This window comes from Rhizobacter sp. Root404, from assembly GCF_001425865.1.
Classification (GTDB): domain Bacteria; phylum Pseudomonadota; class Gammaproteobacteria; order Burkholderiales; family Burkholderiaceae_C; genus LMDS01.
This window is the reverse complement of record NZ_LMDS01000004.1, coordinates 1,820,496-1,835,561: the sequence shown is the minus strand read 5'-3', so window position 1 is coordinate 1,835,561 and position 15,066 is coordinate 1,820,496. Positions and strand designations below refer to the sequence as shown.

The 15,066-nt window shown below is 68.7% G+C and carries 16 protein-coding genes; 11 read left to right on the top strand and 5 right to left on the bottom strand.

What is annotated here, in order from left to right:
* Positions 1–19: 19 nt before the first annotated feature.
* The 3 genes from ASC76_RS12825 to ASC76_RS12815 all read left to right on the top strand — a co-directional run bounded on the left by ASC76_RS12825 (position 20) and on the right by ASC76_RS12815 (position 1,555).
* On the top strand, positions 20–913 hold the full coding sequence (locus ASC76_RS12825) for an MBL fold metallo-hydrolase (RefSeq protein WP_056466166.1): 894 nt from the start codon (positions 20–22) through the stop codon (positions 911–913).
* Positions 914–974: 61 nt separating this feature from the next.
* Entirely contained in the window at positions 975–1,181 is a 207-nt protein-coding gene (locus tag ASC76_RS12820; RefSeq protein WP_056467400.1) for a DUF2892 domain-containing protein, read from the top strand.
* A gap of 17 nt (positions 1,182–1,198) precedes the next feature.
* A complete protein-coding gene (locus ASC76_RS12815) occupies positions 1,199–1,555 on the top strand; it encodes a carboxymuconolactone decarboxylase family protein (protein ID WP_056466162.1) in 357 nt (118 codons plus the stop codon).
* 11 nt (positions 1,556–1,566) lie between these two features.
* On the opposite strand, the gene ASC76_RS12810 is transcribed toward ASC76_RS12815, so the two are convergent.
* Positions 1,567–2,385 (bottom strand): zinc-dependent peptidase, encoded by an 819-nt coding sequence (locus tag ASC76_RS12810; RefSeq protein ID WP_056466159.1) that lies wholly within the window; start codon positions 2,383–2,385, stop codon positions 1,567–1,569.
* A gap of 252 nt (positions 2,386–2,637) precedes the next feature.
* Here ASC76_RS12810 and ASC76_RS12805 point away from each other — a divergent pair, with 252 nt between their 5' ends.
* The 8 genes from ASC76_RS12805 (at position 2,638) to ybaL (ending at position 11,470) form a co-directional block, all read left to right on the top strand.
* Positions 2,638–3,945, top strand: coding sequence for a sugar ABC transporter substrate-binding protein (locus ASC76_RS12805; RefSeq protein WP_056466156.1), 1,308 nt, complete (start codon positions 2,638–2,640; stop codon positions 3,943–3,945).
* A gap of 128 nt (positions 3,946–4,073) precedes the next feature.
* Positions 4,074–4,931, top strand: a complete 858-nt coding sequence (locus ASC76_RS12800; RefSeq protein ID WP_056466154.1) for a carbohydrate ABC transporter permease — start codon at positions 4,074–4,076, stop codon at positions 4,929–4,931.
* A 7-nt stretch (positions 4,932–4,938) separates the two neighbouring features.
* On the top strand, positions 4,939–5,754 hold the full coding sequence (locus tag ASC76_RS12795; RefSeq protein WP_056466151.1) for a carbohydrate ABC transporter permease: 816 nt from the start codon (positions 4,939–4,941) through the stop codon (positions 5,752–5,754).
* Between the two features lie 10 nt (positions 5,755–5,764).
* Positions 5,765–6,811: an ABC transporter ATP-binding protein gene (locus tag ASC76_RS12790; RefSeq protein WP_056466148.1), complete on the top strand. Its 1,047-nt coding sequence runs from the start codon at positions 5,765–5,767 to the stop codon at positions 6,809–6,811.
* A 2-nt stretch (positions 6,812–6,813) separates the two neighbouring features.
* Positions 6,814–8,211 (top strand): D-arabinitol 4-dehydrogenase, encoded by a 1,398-nt coding sequence (dalD, locus tag ASC76_RS12785; protein WP_056466146.1) that lies wholly within the window; start codon positions 6,814–6,816, stop codon positions 8,209–8,211.
* A gap of 26 nt (positions 8,212–8,237) precedes the next feature.
* Positions 8,238–9,203: an AraC family transcriptional regulator gene (locus ASC76_RS12780; protein WP_056466143.1), complete on the top strand. Its 966-nt coding sequence runs from the start codon at positions 8,238–8,240 to the stop codon at positions 9,201–9,203.
* 181 nt (positions 9,204–9,384) lie between these two features.
* Positions 9,385–9,630, top strand: a complete 246-nt coding sequence (locus ASC76_RS12775) for a hypothetical protein (protein ID WP_056466140.1) — start codon at positions 9,385–9,387, stop codon at positions 9,628–9,630.
* 100 nt (positions 9,631–9,730) lie between these two features.
* The gene (gene ybaL, locus ASC76_RS12770; protein WP_056466137.1) at positions 9,731–11,470 is read left to right on the top strand and encodes a YbaL family putative K(+) efflux transporter; all 1,740 of its coding nucleotides are present in this window, start codon (positions 9,731–9,733) and stop codon (positions 11,468–11,470) included.
* 10 nt (positions 11,471–11,480) lie between these two features.
* Here ybaL and ASC76_RS12765 read toward each other — a convergent pair whose 3' ends face one another.
* From ASC76_RS12765 to ASC76_RS12750, 4 genes are all read right to left on the bottom strand, one after another.
* Positions 11,481–11,738, bottom strand: coding sequence for a hypothetical protein (locus ASC76_RS12765; protein WP_056466134.1), 258 nt, complete (start codon positions 11,736–11,738; stop codon positions 11,481–11,483).
* A 167-nt stretch (positions 11,739–11,905) separates the two neighbouring features.
* A complete protein-coding gene (locus tag ASC76_RS12760) occupies positions 11,906–13,366 on the bottom strand; it encodes a pitrilysin family protein (RefSeq protein WP_056466132.1) in 1,461 nt (486 codons plus the stop codon).
* Complete coding sequence (locus ASC76_RS12755) at positions 13,363–14,718, bottom strand: pitrilysin family protein (RefSeq protein WP_056466129.1); 1,356 nt, start codon at positions 14,716–14,718, stop codon at positions 13,363–13,365. The genes ASC76_RS12760 and ASC76_RS12755 overlap by 4 nt, the downstream gene beginning before the upstream one ends.
* 8 nt (positions 14,719–14,726) lie before the next feature.
* Positions 14,727–15,029: an antibiotic biosynthesis monooxygenase gene (locus ASC76_RS12750; RefSeq protein WP_056466126.1), complete on the bottom strand. Its 303-nt coding sequence runs from the start codon at positions 15,027–15,029 to the stop codon at positions 14,727–14,729.
* Between the last annotated feature and the right edge of the window lie 37 nt (positions 15,030–15,066).

The window sequence follows — 15,066 nt, the reverse complement described above, 5'->3', positions numbered from 1 at the left end:
AACCAGACGAGACGCCGCCATGACCACCACGACCACGACCGCGACCACCATCCAGGGCTTCTTCGACCCAGCCACCTGGACGGTCTCCTACGTCATCAGCGACAACGCCAGCCACGCCGCGGCCATCGTCGATCCGGTGTTGGACTTCGACTTCAAGTCCGCCCGGACGAGCACCCGCTCGGCCGATCAGGTGCTGGCCTATGTGAGAGAACGCGGGTTGCAGGTGCAGTGGATCTTGGAGACCCACGCCCATGCCGATCACCTCTCGGCTGCCCCCTATCTTCAGCAGCACGTCGGCGGGCGGATCGCGATCGGCGAGCGCATCCGCGATGTGCAGGCCACGTTCAAGACGCTCTACAACCTCGACCGCGGTTTCCTGCCGGACGGCAGCCAGTTCGACCACCTGTTCAAGGATGGCGAGAAGTTCCGGATCGGCGAGGTCGAGGCCACCGCGCTGCTGGTACCGGGCCACACCCCGGCCGACATGGCCTACGTGGTCGACGATGCGGTGTTCGTGGGCGACACCCTGTTCATGCCCGACGTGGGGACCGCGCGCGCCGACTTCCCGGGTGGCGACGCCCGCACGCTGTACCGCTCGATGCGGCGCATCCTCGAGCTGCCCGCGGCCACCCGGATGTTCGTCTGCCACGACTACCCGCCGGCTGGTCGACCGGTGCGCTGGGAGACGACGGTCGCCGAACAGCGCGAACGCAACGTCCACGTCCACGACGGCATCGGCGAGGCCGAGTTCGTCGCGATGCGCCAGGCGCGGGACGCGACGCTCGACGTGCCCACGCTGATCCTGCCGGCGCTGCAGGTCAACGTCCGGGCCGGCCGCCTGCCGCCCGCGGACGACAACGGCGTGGCCTACCTGCGCATCCCGCTGAATGCGGTGGGCGCGCCCCGACCTTGATCTCGATCATGTCGGACCCGCCCGATCCGACGATGATGTCCAGGGCACAAGGGAGAAAGTCATGATTCACAACGTGGGTGGTGTCGACCGGGTGATCCGGATCGTGGCGGGGGTGGCGCTGATCGGTGCCGCCGCTCTGGGCTACATCGGTGCATGGGGCTGGATCGGCGTCGTGCCGCTCGCGACCGGGCTGTTCAGGGTCTGTCCCGCGTACCTGCCTTTCGGCGCCAGCACCTGCGCCGCCCGAAGCTCCGACGCCCAACCGTGAGTGAGCCGGGGCACAGCATGAGCGAACCCCGTACCGATTACCGCGGACTGACGCAGTCGGTCTCCGCGGGCCTCGCCACGTTGCGGTCGGGGACGCCCGAGATCATGAAGGCCTTCCACGATCTCGGTCGCACCGCCACCGTGGATGGGGTGCTGGACCGCAAGACCAAGGAGTTGATCGCGCTCGCGCTCAGCGTGGCCGCCCGGTGCGATCCCTGCATCGGCTTCCACATGCAGACGCTGGTCAAGCTGGGCGTGACGCGACCGGAAATCGACGAGACGCTGGGCGTGACGACTTATATGGGCGGCGGGCCGTCGCTGATGTACGCGGCAAACGCCATCGCCGCATTCGACCAGTTCTCGCGTCCGTCATGACGTGCGTCCGCTCACCAGCTCAAGGGGTTGACGCGGTACAAGAGGCTCATCTCGCGGAACAGCGCCGCGTGCGCCTGCGCCAGCCGCTGCGGCTGCTCGAAGAACGCCTCGCTGGCGACCGCGAAGAACTCCGCGGCATCGACCGCGCCGTACGCGTCGAGCAGTGACGGCTCGCCGGCCGCCACGCGCTGCCGCAGGGCCTCGAACTCGGCGTTGAACACCGCGCTCCAGCGCTCGCGCCGTGCGCGCGTCGGCAGATACGGCGCGCCATTGGCGGGGCCGTTCGCCTGGTCGAGCTGGTGCGCGAACTCGTGGATCACGACGTTGCGGCCGTCGTCCGGATGGCGCGCGCCGTCCAGCGTGTCCTCCCACGACAGGATCACCTGTCCGGTCGACCACGACTCGCCCGACAGGGCGTGGCGGCGTTCGTGGGCCACGCCCACGCCGTCGGTGCGCAGCTGGTCGACGACGAACGCGCCGGGGTAGACGAGCACCTGACGCAACTGGGCGAAGTAATCGGTGCGCCGGTTCAGGATCAGCAGGCAGGCCTGCGCCGCGATCGTGACGCGCATCTCGTCGGTCACCTCCAGCCCGGCGCAGCCGATGAACGGCTTCTCGGCCAGGAACACCTGCATGCGCTTCTTCAGCTGTAACTGCAGGTCGGCAGGCAGGGTGCGGAAGTAGGGCACCCGCTCGCGCAGGATGCGCCGCCATTCGGGCGGGAACGGCTGCCGGCGCACCCGTGCGCGGCGCCATTCGGCGAAGAGCGGCTCGCGCAGCAGCCAAGTCAATAGCGCCAGCGTGGCAACGAGGACGAGCAGCGATGACACGGTGGAATTCGCGCCTGAGTGAGCCGGTTGGCCGGCCCTCGAAGCTGAGGCCGGGTGGCCGCGATTCAATGCGCCGCCGCGTCAAGCTGGTGCGCTCAATCAGAAATACAGGAAAGTACCAGTCAGGCAACGCAAAAGAGTATCTGTACTCGCGCCTGCTGTACCGAGCCCGGCAACTCGATACGCCTATCTTTCGCTGGCCGGCGCGCTGCACGCGTCGCGATCGAACCGAACAACAGGAGACACGACCCCATGAAACTCAAGACCGCCTTCGCCTTCGGGCTCAGCGTGATCGCCGCCGCTTCCGCGCACGCGGTCGACCTCGTCATCGCCACCGTCAACAACGGCCACATGATCGAGATGCAGAAGCACTCCAAGGACTTCGAGAAGGCCAACCCCGGCATCACGCTGAAGTGGGTCACGCTCGAGGAAGGCGTGCTGCGCCAGCGCGTCACGACCGACATCGCGACCAAGGGCGGCCAGTTCGACGTGATGACGATCGGCCTGTACGAGGCGCCGATCTGGAGTAAGAAGGGCTGGCTGACCGAGATCAAGACCGACGCCGCCTATGACGTCGACGACTTGCTGCCGGCGATCCGCAGCGGCCTGTCGCAGGGCGGCAAGCTGTACGCCGCCCCGTTCTACGGCGAGAGCTCGATGACGATGTACCGCGAGGACCTGGTCAAGGCCAAGGGCCTGACGATGCCGCCGAATCCGACCTGGGCGCAGATGGCCGACATCGTCGGCAAGATCCACGATCCGGCCAAGGGCGTCTACGGCCTGTGCCTGCGCGGCAAGCCGGGCTGGGGCGACAACATGGCGTTCCTGACCACGATGGTCAACGCCTACGGCGGCCAGTGGTTCGACATGGCCTGGAAGCCGCAGATCGACACCAAGCCCTGGCACGACGCGATCACCCAGTACGTCGACCTGATGAAGAAGTACGGGCCCCCTGGCGCATCGGCGAACAGCTTCAACGAGAACCTCGCGCTGTTCAACGAGGGCAAGTGCGGCGTGTGGATCGACGCGACGATCGCGGCCTCGTTCATCAGCGACCCGAAGCAGTCCAAGGTCGCCGACAAGGTGGCCTTCGCCGCCGCGCCGACCGCGGTGACGAACAAGGGCGCGAACTGGCTGTGGTCGTGGAACCTGGCGATCCCGTCGTCCTCGAAGCAGCCCGAGGCAGCGCAGAAGTTCATCACCTGGGCGACCTCGAAGGACTACATCAACCTGATCGCGAAGGAAGCCGGCTGGCATGCCGTGCCGACCGGGACGCGCAAGTCGACCTACGCGAACCCCGAGTTCCAGAAGGTCGCCAAGTTCGCCGCGGAGGAGAAGCGGGCCATCGACTCCGCGAACCCGAACGACAGCACGCTGCCGAAGTCGCCGTACGTGGGCGTGCAGTACGCGGCGATCCCGGAGTTCCAGGCGATCGGCCTGGCGGTGGGTCAGCAGATGAGCGCGGCGCTCGCCGGCAAGGTCACGGTCGATGCGGCGCTGAAGACCTCGCAGACCGCGGCCGAGCGCGAAATGACCAAGGGCGGCTACTACAAGAAGTAGATGACAGCCCCTCGGTCGATGGGTACATCGACCGATCCCCCGAGGGGATGCGGGCCGGCTTGGGAGCGGCCCGGCGCTCGGCCCGCTCTCGCCGCCGCACCCCTTGGAATTTCACCGAAGGTCCTGCCATGTCCCGATTCCTGCCCCGCGCGCTGATGTCGCCGGCGGTCGTCACGCTGCTCGCGTGGTCGATCGTGCCGCTGGTGATGACGATCTACTTCGCGCTGATCCACTACAACCTCAACCAGCCCGGCGAGCACGGCTTCGTCGGCCTGGAGAACTTCAAGTACTTCATCACCGATCCGGACTTCTGGCCCTCGGTGCTGCAGACGATCGAGCTGCTCGGCTGGGTGATCGTCATCACCGTCGTGCTCGGCGTGGGCCTGGCGTTGCTGATCAACGACCCGTTCCCGGGCCAGGGCATCGTGCGGGTGCTGCTGATCTCGCCGTTCTTCGTGATGCCCACGGTCAATGCGCTGCTGTGGAAGCACATGATGATGAACCCCATCTACGGGGTGCTCGGCAAGGTCTGGCTGTTCTTCGGCGCGACGCCGATCGACTGGATGACCGACTACCCGCTGGCCTCGGTGATCATCATCCTGAGCTGGCAGTGGCTGCCGTTCGCGTGCCTGATCTTCATCACCTCGCTGCAGTCGCTCGACCGCGAGCAGATGGAAGCGGCGCGCATGGACGGCGCCAACAAGCTGCACCAGTTCTGGTACCTGACGCTGCCGCACCTGGGCCGCTCGATCGCGGTGGTCGTGATGATCGAGATGATCTTCCTGATGAGCGTGTTCGCCGAGATCTTCACCACGACGAGTGGCGGCCCTGGCAACGAGAGCACCAACCTCGCGTTCCTGATCTACAAGCAGGCGCTGATGAACTACGACGTGGGCGTGGCCTCGGCCGGCGCGCTGTTCGCGGTCGTGCTCGCCAACATCGCGGCGGTGTTCCTGATCCGCATGGTCGGCAAGAACCTGGATTGATGACGCCATGGCAAAGAAAGCACCTTTCCCGTACGTGCGGACGTTCTTCGCATGGTTCTTCGCGCTGCTGATCTTCTTCCCGCTGTTCTGGCTCGGCATCACGGCGTTCAAGACCGAAGGCCAGGCGATCGCCGGCCACCTGATCTTCTCGCCGACGCTGGACAGCTTCGTCGAAGTGCAGGCGCGCAGCGACTACCTGCACTATGCGAAGAACTCGCTGATCACCAGCGTGGTGTCGACCGTGCTCGGCCTGCTGATCGCAGCACCCGCGGCCTACTCGATGGCCTTCTTCCGCACGAAGAAGACGCGCGACATCCTGATGTGGATGCTGTCCACCAAGATGATGCCGGCCGTCGGCGCGCTGATGCCGATCTACGTGTTGGCGCAGACCACGGGCATGCTGGATTCGCTGCCGGCGCTGATCATCGTGTTCACGCTGTCTAACCTGCCGATCATGGTGTGGATGCTGTACAGCGCGTTCAAGGAGGTGCCCAACGACATCCTCGAGGCCGTGCGCCTCGACGGCGCGACCGTGTGGGACGAATTCCGCCACGCGATCCTGCCGCTGACGATGGGCGGCATCGCCTCCACCGGCCTGCTGTGCCTGGTGCTGGCGTGGAACGAGGCGTTCTGGTCGCTCACGCTGACCTCCGCCGGGGCCGGCACGCTGGCCGCGCTGATCGCGCAGTACAGCAGCCCCGAAGGCCTGTTCTGGGCCAAGTTGTCGGCAGCGTCATTGCTCGCCATCGCGCCGATCATCGTGTTCGGCTGGTTCAGTCAAAAGCAGTTGGTCCAAGGTCTGACCTTCGGTGCCGTCAAGTAAGGAGCAAGACATGGCTTTCCTCGAACTCAAGGGCATCGTCAAGGAATTCGGGCCGGTGCGCACCATCAAGGGCATCGACCTGCAGATCAACAAGGGCGAGTTCATCGTCTTCGTCGGGCCCTCAGGCTGCGGCAAGTCGACGCTGCTGCGGCTGATCGCCGGGCTGGAATCGACCACCGCCGGCTCGCTGCACCTCGACGGGCGCGACATCACGGACGTGCCCTCATCGAAACGCGACCTCGCGATGGTGTTCCAGTCGTACGCGCTGTACCCACACATGACCGTGTTCGACAACATGTCGTTCGCGCTCAAGCTCGCCAAGGTCGACGTGAACGTGCGCAAGGAGAAGGTCGAGCGCGCCGCGAAGATCCTGAACCTCACGCAGTACCTGCAGCGCACGCCGAAGGAACTGTCCGGCGGCCAGCGCCAGCGCGTCGCGATCGGCCGCGCGATCGTGCGCGCGCCGAAGGTGTTCCTGTTCGACGAGCCGCTGTCGAACCTCGACGCGGCGCTGCGCGGGCAGACCCGCGTCGAGATCGCGAACCTGCATCGCGACCTGGGCGCGACGACGATCTACGTCACCCACGACCAGGTCGAGGCGATGACGCTGGCCGACCGCGTCGTCGTGCTGCGCGACGGCCTGATCGAGCAGGTCGGCTCACCGCTGGAGCTGTACGACCGCCCGGCCAACCAGTTCGTCGCGCAGTTCATCGGCACGCCGCAGATGAACGTGCTGCCGGCCGCGACGCTGCCCGAGCTCACGCGCATCGCCGGTGCACGGCTGCCGTCCGACGGGTCGGTCGGCGTGCGGCCCGAGTACGTGCGCATCGTGGCCGCGGGCCAAGGCATCGCCGGCAAGGTCGAGCTGGTCGAGTCGCTCGGCTCGGACACGCTGATCCACACCCGCGTCGGCGCCAACGTGCCGCTGGTGTCGCGCCAGAGCGAGCGCACGACGCTGAAGCTCGGCGACGCGGTCGGCGTCGAGATCGATCCGAACGCGCTTCTGTTCTTCGACAAGCAGGGCCGGGCGATCCGCGAGATGCAGAAGGCAGCGTGACCATGAGCAAGCCGTTCGTCATCCTGCACCTCGGCCTGGGCTCGTTCCACCGCGCCCACCAGGCCGTCTACCTGAACCGCCTGATCGAACAGGGCGAGACCGACTGGGTGCTCGCCGGCGGCAACCTGCGCGGCGACATGCTCGAGACGATCGCGGCGCTGCAGAAGCAGGGCGGGGCGTACACGCTCGAGACCGTCACGCCTGGCGGCGAGCGCCACTACGAGCGCATCCAGTCGATCCGCCACATCATCCCGTACGAGCCGTCGCTGGCCGGGCTGATCGAGGTCGGCGCGGATGCGAACACGCGCATCATCTCGTTCACCGTGACCGAGGCCGGCTACTACCTCGACGCGCACAACAAGCTCGAGACGACCTACACCGACCTCGCGTCCGACATCGCCGGCACGACGCGCAGCACGATCTACGGTGCGCTCGCCGCGATCCTCAACGAGCGCAAGCGGCTCGGCAGCGGGCCGGTCACGCTGCTGAACTGCGACAACCTGCGCAGCAACGGCGAGCGCTTCAAGCTCGGCTTCGCGGACTTCCTGACCCGCCGCGGCGACACCTCGCTGCTCGCCTGGGTCAACGCCAGCACCAGCACGCCGAACGACATGGTCGACCGCATCACGCCGCGCCCGCTGCCCGACGTGGCGGCGCGCGTGAAGGCCGCAACCGGCTTCGACGATGGCGCGCCGGTGATGGGCGAGAAGTTCATCCAGTGGGTGATCGAGGACCACTTCATCGCCGGCCGCCCGGCCTGGGAGAAGGTCGGCGCCGAGATGGTCGACTCGGTGCTGCCGTACGAGGAGGCGAAGATCCGCCTGCTGAACGCGACGCACAGCTGCTTCGCGTGGGCCGGCACGCTGATCGGGCTGCAGTACATCCACGAGGGCGTCGACCACCCGGCGATCCGCCAGATGGCGTTCGACTACGTCACCGACGACGTGATGCCGTCGCTCGAGGCCGACACGAGCCCGTACCCGCTCGACCTCGCGGCCTACCGCGATGTCGTGCTCGACCGCTTCAGCAACCCGCACATCCAGGACACCAACCAGCGCGTCGCGGCCGATGGCTTCGCGAAGATCCCCGGCTTCCTCGGGCCGACCTTCCGCGAATGCCTGGCGCGCGGTGCGTCGATCGCGGCGGTCGCGAAGCTGCCCGCGCTGTTCTTCGAGTTCCTCGGCCGCTGGCATCGCGGCGAGTTGCCGTTCGAGTACCAGGACCAGGGCATGGACCCGGCCAGCGCGCATGCGATCTTCGCGAGCGCCGACCCGCTCGACGCGTTCGCCCGTGATCCGATCCTGTGGGGGCCGCTGGCCGGCGACGCGCGCCTGCTCGCGGCGCTGCGAACGGCGCACGCCGAGGTGCTGGCCTTCGTCGCCGCGAACGCGAAGCGCTGAGCCGGGCGCCGCACGACAATACGCCCATGAGCCAAAAGCGCGCCCGCACCCCCGAGCTCGAGCACGATTTCGTCCGTGACCCGACGCTCGGCTACGAGCCGGCGGGCAGCTACGGCTACGTGCGCTGCCTGGAGCACGGCTTCCCGAACCCGCTGGTGCGCTGGCACTACCACGAGGAGTACGAGCTGCATCTGATCGTGCAGACCCGCGGCAAGGCCTTCGTCGGCGACTACATCGGCCACTTCGAGCCGGGCCACCTCGTGCTCACCGGCCCGCGACTGCCGCACAACTGGATCTCGACCGATGTCGGCCCCGAAGGCGTCGCGCAGCGCGACATGGTGCTGCAGTTCGCCGGCGAGCCGCTGAAGCGGGCGTCCGAGTCGATCGGTGACCTGCGCGAGGTGCTGCCGCTGCTGGAGCGCGCGCGCCTGGGCATCGAGTTTTTCGGCATGTCCGAGCGCGCGAGCGAGAACCTGCAGACGATCAAGCGCCTGCACGGCGTCAAGCGGTTCAGTGCCTTCCTGAGCTTCCTCGGCGAACTCGCCGAGTGCACCGACTACCGGCTGCTGTCCAGCATGCCGCTGCAGAGCTTCGACGACGACAACTCGCTGGCCCAGATCAGCACCATCGTCGACTACATCACCGCCAACGCGACCGAATCGTTCTCGATGGGCCAGCTGTCGCAACGCGTGGGCATGAGCGAGAGCCAGTTCTCGCGCTACTTCCGCCGCGCCACCGGCAACACCTTCACCGATTTCGTCAACCGTTTGCGGATCGCGCGTGCCTGCCAGCTGCTGATGGAGACCGACCGCTACATCAGCAACGTCTGCTACGACTGCGGGTTCAACAACGTCGCGAACTTCAACCGCCGCTTCCTCGAGATCAAGGGCATGACGCCGAAGGAATTCCGGCGCCAGGGCGAGGCCCGCTTCGGCCTGCGCCCGACCACCGACGCGCACCGCCAGGCCGGCGCCAAGACCGCGCCGGGTTGAGGCACGCCGGCGCGCGTCGTCCTCCCCCAAAGGTGGGAATTCGGAGCGAGAGCGTCGCCGCGTAACGACGGTATGACTCCGAAGTGTGAGTTCTTACCCCCTTCTGGTGGGTTTTCCGGCGCGCCGAATCCGTTGATCATTCGTGAATCGGGGGCCACGTGAGGCTGCCGGAGCGATCAACATGCATTTCGACGAACGCAAGATCGGTGAGTACCGCGTCTACACCGGTGCACTGGAAGGACCGCAGGGCGACGGGTACATCGCGGCGCTGGTCGTGATGTCCGAGCAGGGTGGCGTCGCCCGCGAGCTCGTGCGCGACGAGAGCCTGGCTTGCGGCCACCGCTGGCCTTCCCCGGACGCCGCGCTGGCCTACGCAATGACCAAGGCCCAGGACATCATCCGCAAGCAGGCGCTGCTCACCTGCTGAGCCAAGGCCCTGCATGACGCCGGGCCTTGCCCGGCCGGCCCGCGAGGGCTGCACGTAGACTCTGCGCTCGATCCCTCCCTGCGCAGAAAGTCTCCCCACGATGCCCCACAACGTCAGCCTGATCTCCACGATTGCCGCGGGATTCGGTCTGGCGCTGGTGTTCGGCTACATCGCGGCACGCATCAAGGTGCCGCCGCTGGTCGGCTACCTGCTCGCCGGCATCCTGATCGGCCCGGCGACGCCCGGCTTCGTGGCCGATGTCGACCTCGCCGGCCAGCTTGCCGAAATCGGCGTGATGCTGCTGATGCTTGGCGTCGGCCTGCACTTCTCGTTGAAGGACCTGCTCGCGGTCAAGCGCATCGCGATCCCCGGTGCCCTGCTTCAGATCGCGGTCGCGACCGTCCTCGGCATGGGCACCGCGGCGTGGTGGGGCTGGAGCGTCGGTGCCGCGCTGGTGTTCGGGCTGGCGCTGTCGGTGGCAAGCACCGTGGTGCTGCTGCGTGCGCTCGAATCGCGCGGCGTGCTCGAATCGATGAACGGTCAGATCGCGGTCGGCTGGCTGATCGTCGAGGACCTGGTGATGGTGCTGGTGCTGGTGCTGCTGCCGGCGCTCGCGCCGCTGCTCGGCGGCGCAGGCGGCGACCCTGCCGCGCCGGGCCAGGGCATCTGGGCGACGCTCGGCATCACGCTCGCGAAGGTCGCCGCATTCATCGCGCTGATGCTGGTCGTCGGCCGGCGCGTGTTCCCGCGGCTGCTGTGGCTGGTCGAGCGCACCGGGTCGCGCGAGCTGTTCACGCTGTGCGTGATCGCCGGCGCGGTCAGCGTCGCGTACGGCTCGGCCAAGCTGTTCGACGTCTCGTTCGCGCTGGGTGCGTTCTTCGCCGGGATGATGATGCGCGAATCGGAGTTCAGTCACCGCGCCGCCGAGGAATCGCTGCCGCTGCGCGACGCGTTCTCGGTGCTGTTCTTCGTCTCGGTCGGCATGCTGTTCGACCCTCGCGTGCTGCTCGACGAGCCGCTGCGCGTGCTGGCCGTGGTCGCGATCATCATGGTCGGCAAGACGCTGGCGGCGGTCGCGCTGGTGATCGCGTTCCGCTACCCGCTGAACAGCGCGTTGACCGTCGGCGCCAGCCTCGCGCAGATCGGCGAGTTCTCGTTCATCCTGGCCGGGCTCGGCGTCGCGTTGAAGCTGCTTCCGGTGAAAGGACAGAGTCTGATCCTGGCCGGTGCCCTGATCTCGATCGGGCTCAATTCGTTGCTGTTCGGCGCGATCGGCCCGGTGCAGGCGTGGCTGCGGCAGCGCTCGGCGCTGGCGCGCCGCCTGGAGCTGCCCGACGACCCGTTGGCCGAATTGCCGATGAGCACCGACCAGACGCTGCTGACCGGGCAGGTGGTGCTGGTGGGCTACGGGCGTGTCGGGCGGCGCATCGCGCGGTCGCTGCAGGCGCAGGGCGTGGCGTTCGTGGTGGCCGAGCAGAACCGCGAATTCGTCGAGAAGCTGCGGGCGCAGGGGGTGGCCGCGGTGAGTGGCGACGCGACCGAACCGGCGGTGTTGATCCAGGCGCACATCGCGCAGGCGGCGATGCTGGTGATCGCGACGCCGGACACGCTGGGCGTGCGCAAGATGGTCGCGACCGCGCGCACGTTGAACCCGGGCATCGAGGTCGTGGTGCGCAGCCACAACGAGGAGGAGGCCGCGCTGCTCGAGTCCGAGCGCATCGGCAAGGTGTTCATCGGCGAGCGCGAACTGGCACACGGCATGGCCGGGCACGTGCTGTCGCGGATGCGGCCGGCCGCAGGCGGCGTTTCAGGCGACGTCGCTCCCGCGACGGCGCACTAGCGGGTGTCGCTCAGGCGGCGAGCGCGGCCGTCGCGGCGGCGAGGCACTTGTTGCACTTGCCCAGGCCGGGCAGGCGCGCGTCGGGCTTGCCGTCGCCGGTCTTGAAGTTCGCCTGGCAGCGGCGGCAGACGTACATCTTCGAGCTCGACATCATCGGCTTGACGCCGGGCTCGCCGGCCGGGCGCGCGGCGACGTACTCGGCCTGCGTCTGGCGCAGCTTCTGCGTGGAGTCGGAGGTGGCGGAGGGAGCGGGACGACGGGTGGCCATGGGCGGTCCTGAAGAAGAAGTGCGGACGACCGTGGAGCTTGACGCCAAACACGGGCAACCTGTCGATTGTCCCAGCATTCGGTGCCGCGCGTGCAAACCCCGAGGAATGGGCCTTCTGGGGATTGTGTTTCCGCTGGTGACAGGTCCCACTGCGCCGGGGCGCAGCTTCAGGGCGCGAGCAGCCCGCCGCCCTGATCGAGATCCAGCCTGCCGCTCGGCACCACGACCAGACCGGGCTGTGCCTCCCGCATTGCCGGCGCGAAGCGCGCCGCCGCCCCCGCGACAACGACCCGCCGCCCAGTCTGGCCGAGGTGCGCCGCGGCGTAGCGCTGCACATCTTCCGCGCTGACGGCCGACAGCGCGTCGATCCGGGTGCGCAGCTCGGCCGGCGATCGTCCGGCGACGATCAATCCCTTGACCGCGGCGGCCAGCCCGGCGGTGGTCTCGACGCTGCGGCTGAAGTCGCCGATCACCGTGGCCTTGCGGGCTGCCAGTTCGTCGGCGCCGACCGGCGCGGTCGCGAGCCGATCCAGTTCGGCCTGCACCAGCGTGACGACCTCGGCCGCCGATTCGTTCTTGGTCTGGATCACCGCCCGCAGCGAGCCGCCGTCCGGGCGGGCGTCGAGCCCGCTGCCGGCCGAATAGCTCAGGCCGCGCTTGATCCGGATCTCCTGGTTCAGGCGCGACGAGAAGCCGCCGCCCAGGACCGAGTTCATCACCGCCGCGGTCGCGCGGTCGGCGCCGAGCGGCGGCAGCGGCGTGGCGACGACGACGGCCGCCTGGCCGGCCTGCGGCATGTCGAGCACTGCGGCCACCTGCGGCAGTGCGGCGTTCGGCGGCAGGTCCGCCGCCGCGGGTGCGCCGCGCGGCGGTTGCCAGCGGCCGAAGTGGCGCCGTGCCAGTTGCAGCGCAGTGGCGGCATCGAGATCGCCGGCGAGCACCAGCACGGCGTTGTCCGGGCGGTAGCGCGCCGCGTGCAGCGCGACCAGGTCGGCGCGGGTGATGGTCGTCAGCGAAACCGGCGTGCCGCCCGCCGGGTGGCCATAGGGGCCGGCGCCGTAGAGCAGCCGCTGCGCCGCCAGTGCCGCCAGGCGGCCGGGCTGGCTGTAGGCGACCTTCAACTCGTCGAGCGACTGGGCACGCAGGCGGTCGAGTTCGGCCGGCGCGAACGCGGGCTGCTGCACCACCTCGCTGACCAGCGCGAGCGCCGCGTCGAGCTTCGGCACCGTGACGGTGATCCCGACGCCGGACTGGTGCCAGCCGGCCCCGCCGTCGAGCGCACCGCCGAGCGACTCGGCGGCCTGCGCGAGCTGGGTTGCGCTGTGCCGCCGCGTGCCCTTGGTCAGCAGGCCCGCGGTCATCGACGCGAGCCCGGCGCGGCCCGGCGGATCGACCTCGCTGCCTGCCAGCACCACCAGCTCGGCCGTCACCAACTGAACGCCGCGACGCTCGGCCAGTACCACGCGCAGTCCGTTCGGCAGCCGCTGCTCGACCGGCGCGGCGATCGCGAGCGGCCGCGGCGCGCCCGGCTGCGGCGCCTGGTCGAAGCCCTGCCCGTGCGCGGCAGCGACGCCACCCGCGGCCAGCGCCAGCAGCAGCGCACGCCTGATGAAATCGGTCGCGGTCATTTCGGCGCGCTCTCCTGGACGTAGTGCAGCACGAGCTTGTGGGTCGACGCGACGTAGCGCTTCATGACCCGCTGGACGTCCGCGGCCGTGACCTGCTGCAAGGCCGTCAGGTCGGTGTTGACGGTGGCGGCGCCGCCCTGCAGTACGGCCGCTTCGGCGACGGCGGACGCCAGCCCTTCCGGCGTCTGGCGCGTCAGCAGCGCGCCGGTGACGATCTGTGTCTTGACCTTCGCGAGTTCGGCCGCGCCGACCGGCTGCCGGGCCAGCTTGAGCACCTCGGCGAGGAGGGCCTTCTCGACGACCGCCGGGGAGCGGCCGCTCGCGGCGATCGCGGTCGCGGTCAGCAGCCCGGGCCCGACGCGCAGGTCGGCGTTGAAGCCGGCCTGGCCCGCGACGCGCTGCCGGTACACCAGCGATTGATTCAGCCGCGACGACTCGCCGCTGCCGAGCAGCGCCGCCGCCACCTGCAGCGCGGGCGCATCGGCGCTGGTCGTCGGCGGGCCGAGCCACACCAGCGCGACGGCCGGCAGCGGCACCTGCGGGCCGGTGACGGTGCTGCGCCGGTCGGCCGTCCAAGCGGGCTCGGTCGCGGTCACGCGCGGCAGCGCGGTTGCGGGACGCGGCACGCGGGCGAAGTACTTGTCGACCCAGGCGTCGAGCTGCGTCGGGTCGAAGTCGCCGGCGACGACCAGCGTCGCGTTGTCCGGCCGGTAGTACGTGGCGTGGAACGAGACCACGTCCGCCAGCGTCGCGGCCTCCAGGTCCTCGATACTGCCGATGCCGGGGCGCTTGTACGGGTGCACCTGGTAGGCCGCCTTCGGGATCGCGTTCGCGAACCGGCCGTAAGGCGAGGCGAGAACGCGCTCGCGGTACTCCTCCTCGACCACGGCGCGCTCGGAGACGAAGTTCTCCTGCACCACGTTCAGGTTCGACATGCGCTCGGCCTCGGCCCACAGCAGCACCTCGAGGTGGTTGGACGGCACCAGGTCGGTGTAGCCGGTCACGTCGTTGCTGGTGAACGCGTTGTTCGCGCCGCCCACGTCCTCGGTCATGCGGTCGAACTGCTCGCTCTTCAGGTGCGCGGTGGTCTTGAACATCAGGTGTTCGAAGAGGTGCGCGAAGCCGGAGCGGCCGCTCGGGTCGTCCTTCGAGCCGACGTGGTACCAGACCTGCACGCTGACCGTCGGGCTCGCGCTGCTCGGCACCGCGATCACCTGCAGGCCGTTCGGCAGCACGCGTTCGGTGAAGCGGATCGGCGCGATCGTCAGCGCGGGCTCGGCCGACCACGCGGTGGCCGCGATCGTCAGCGTCAGCAGTGCCGCGGCGCGGCGCAACAGCGGTCCCGAACCCATCGCGCGCGTCACGCCGACTTGGCGACCAGCGTGAAGTGCTCGACCACCGGCGGCGCCGCGAAATACGGCCCGATGATCGCGCGCCACTGCGGGAACAGCGGGCCCTGGCGGAAGTCGACGGTGTGGTTCTCGAGCGTGTCCCAGTAGATCATCAGGATGTAGCGCTCGGGCGATTCGACGCCCTTGTTGACCTTGAAACCGCGAAACCCGGTGGCCTTCGACGCGACGGTCTCGATCGCCTGCTGGATGGCGGCGTCGAACTCGTCCTGTTTGCCGGGCGGGATGCGGATGTCGGCGATTTCGAGAATCATGCGCGGGCTTTCGGTGGCGGTGGGGAGCGTGCCAGTC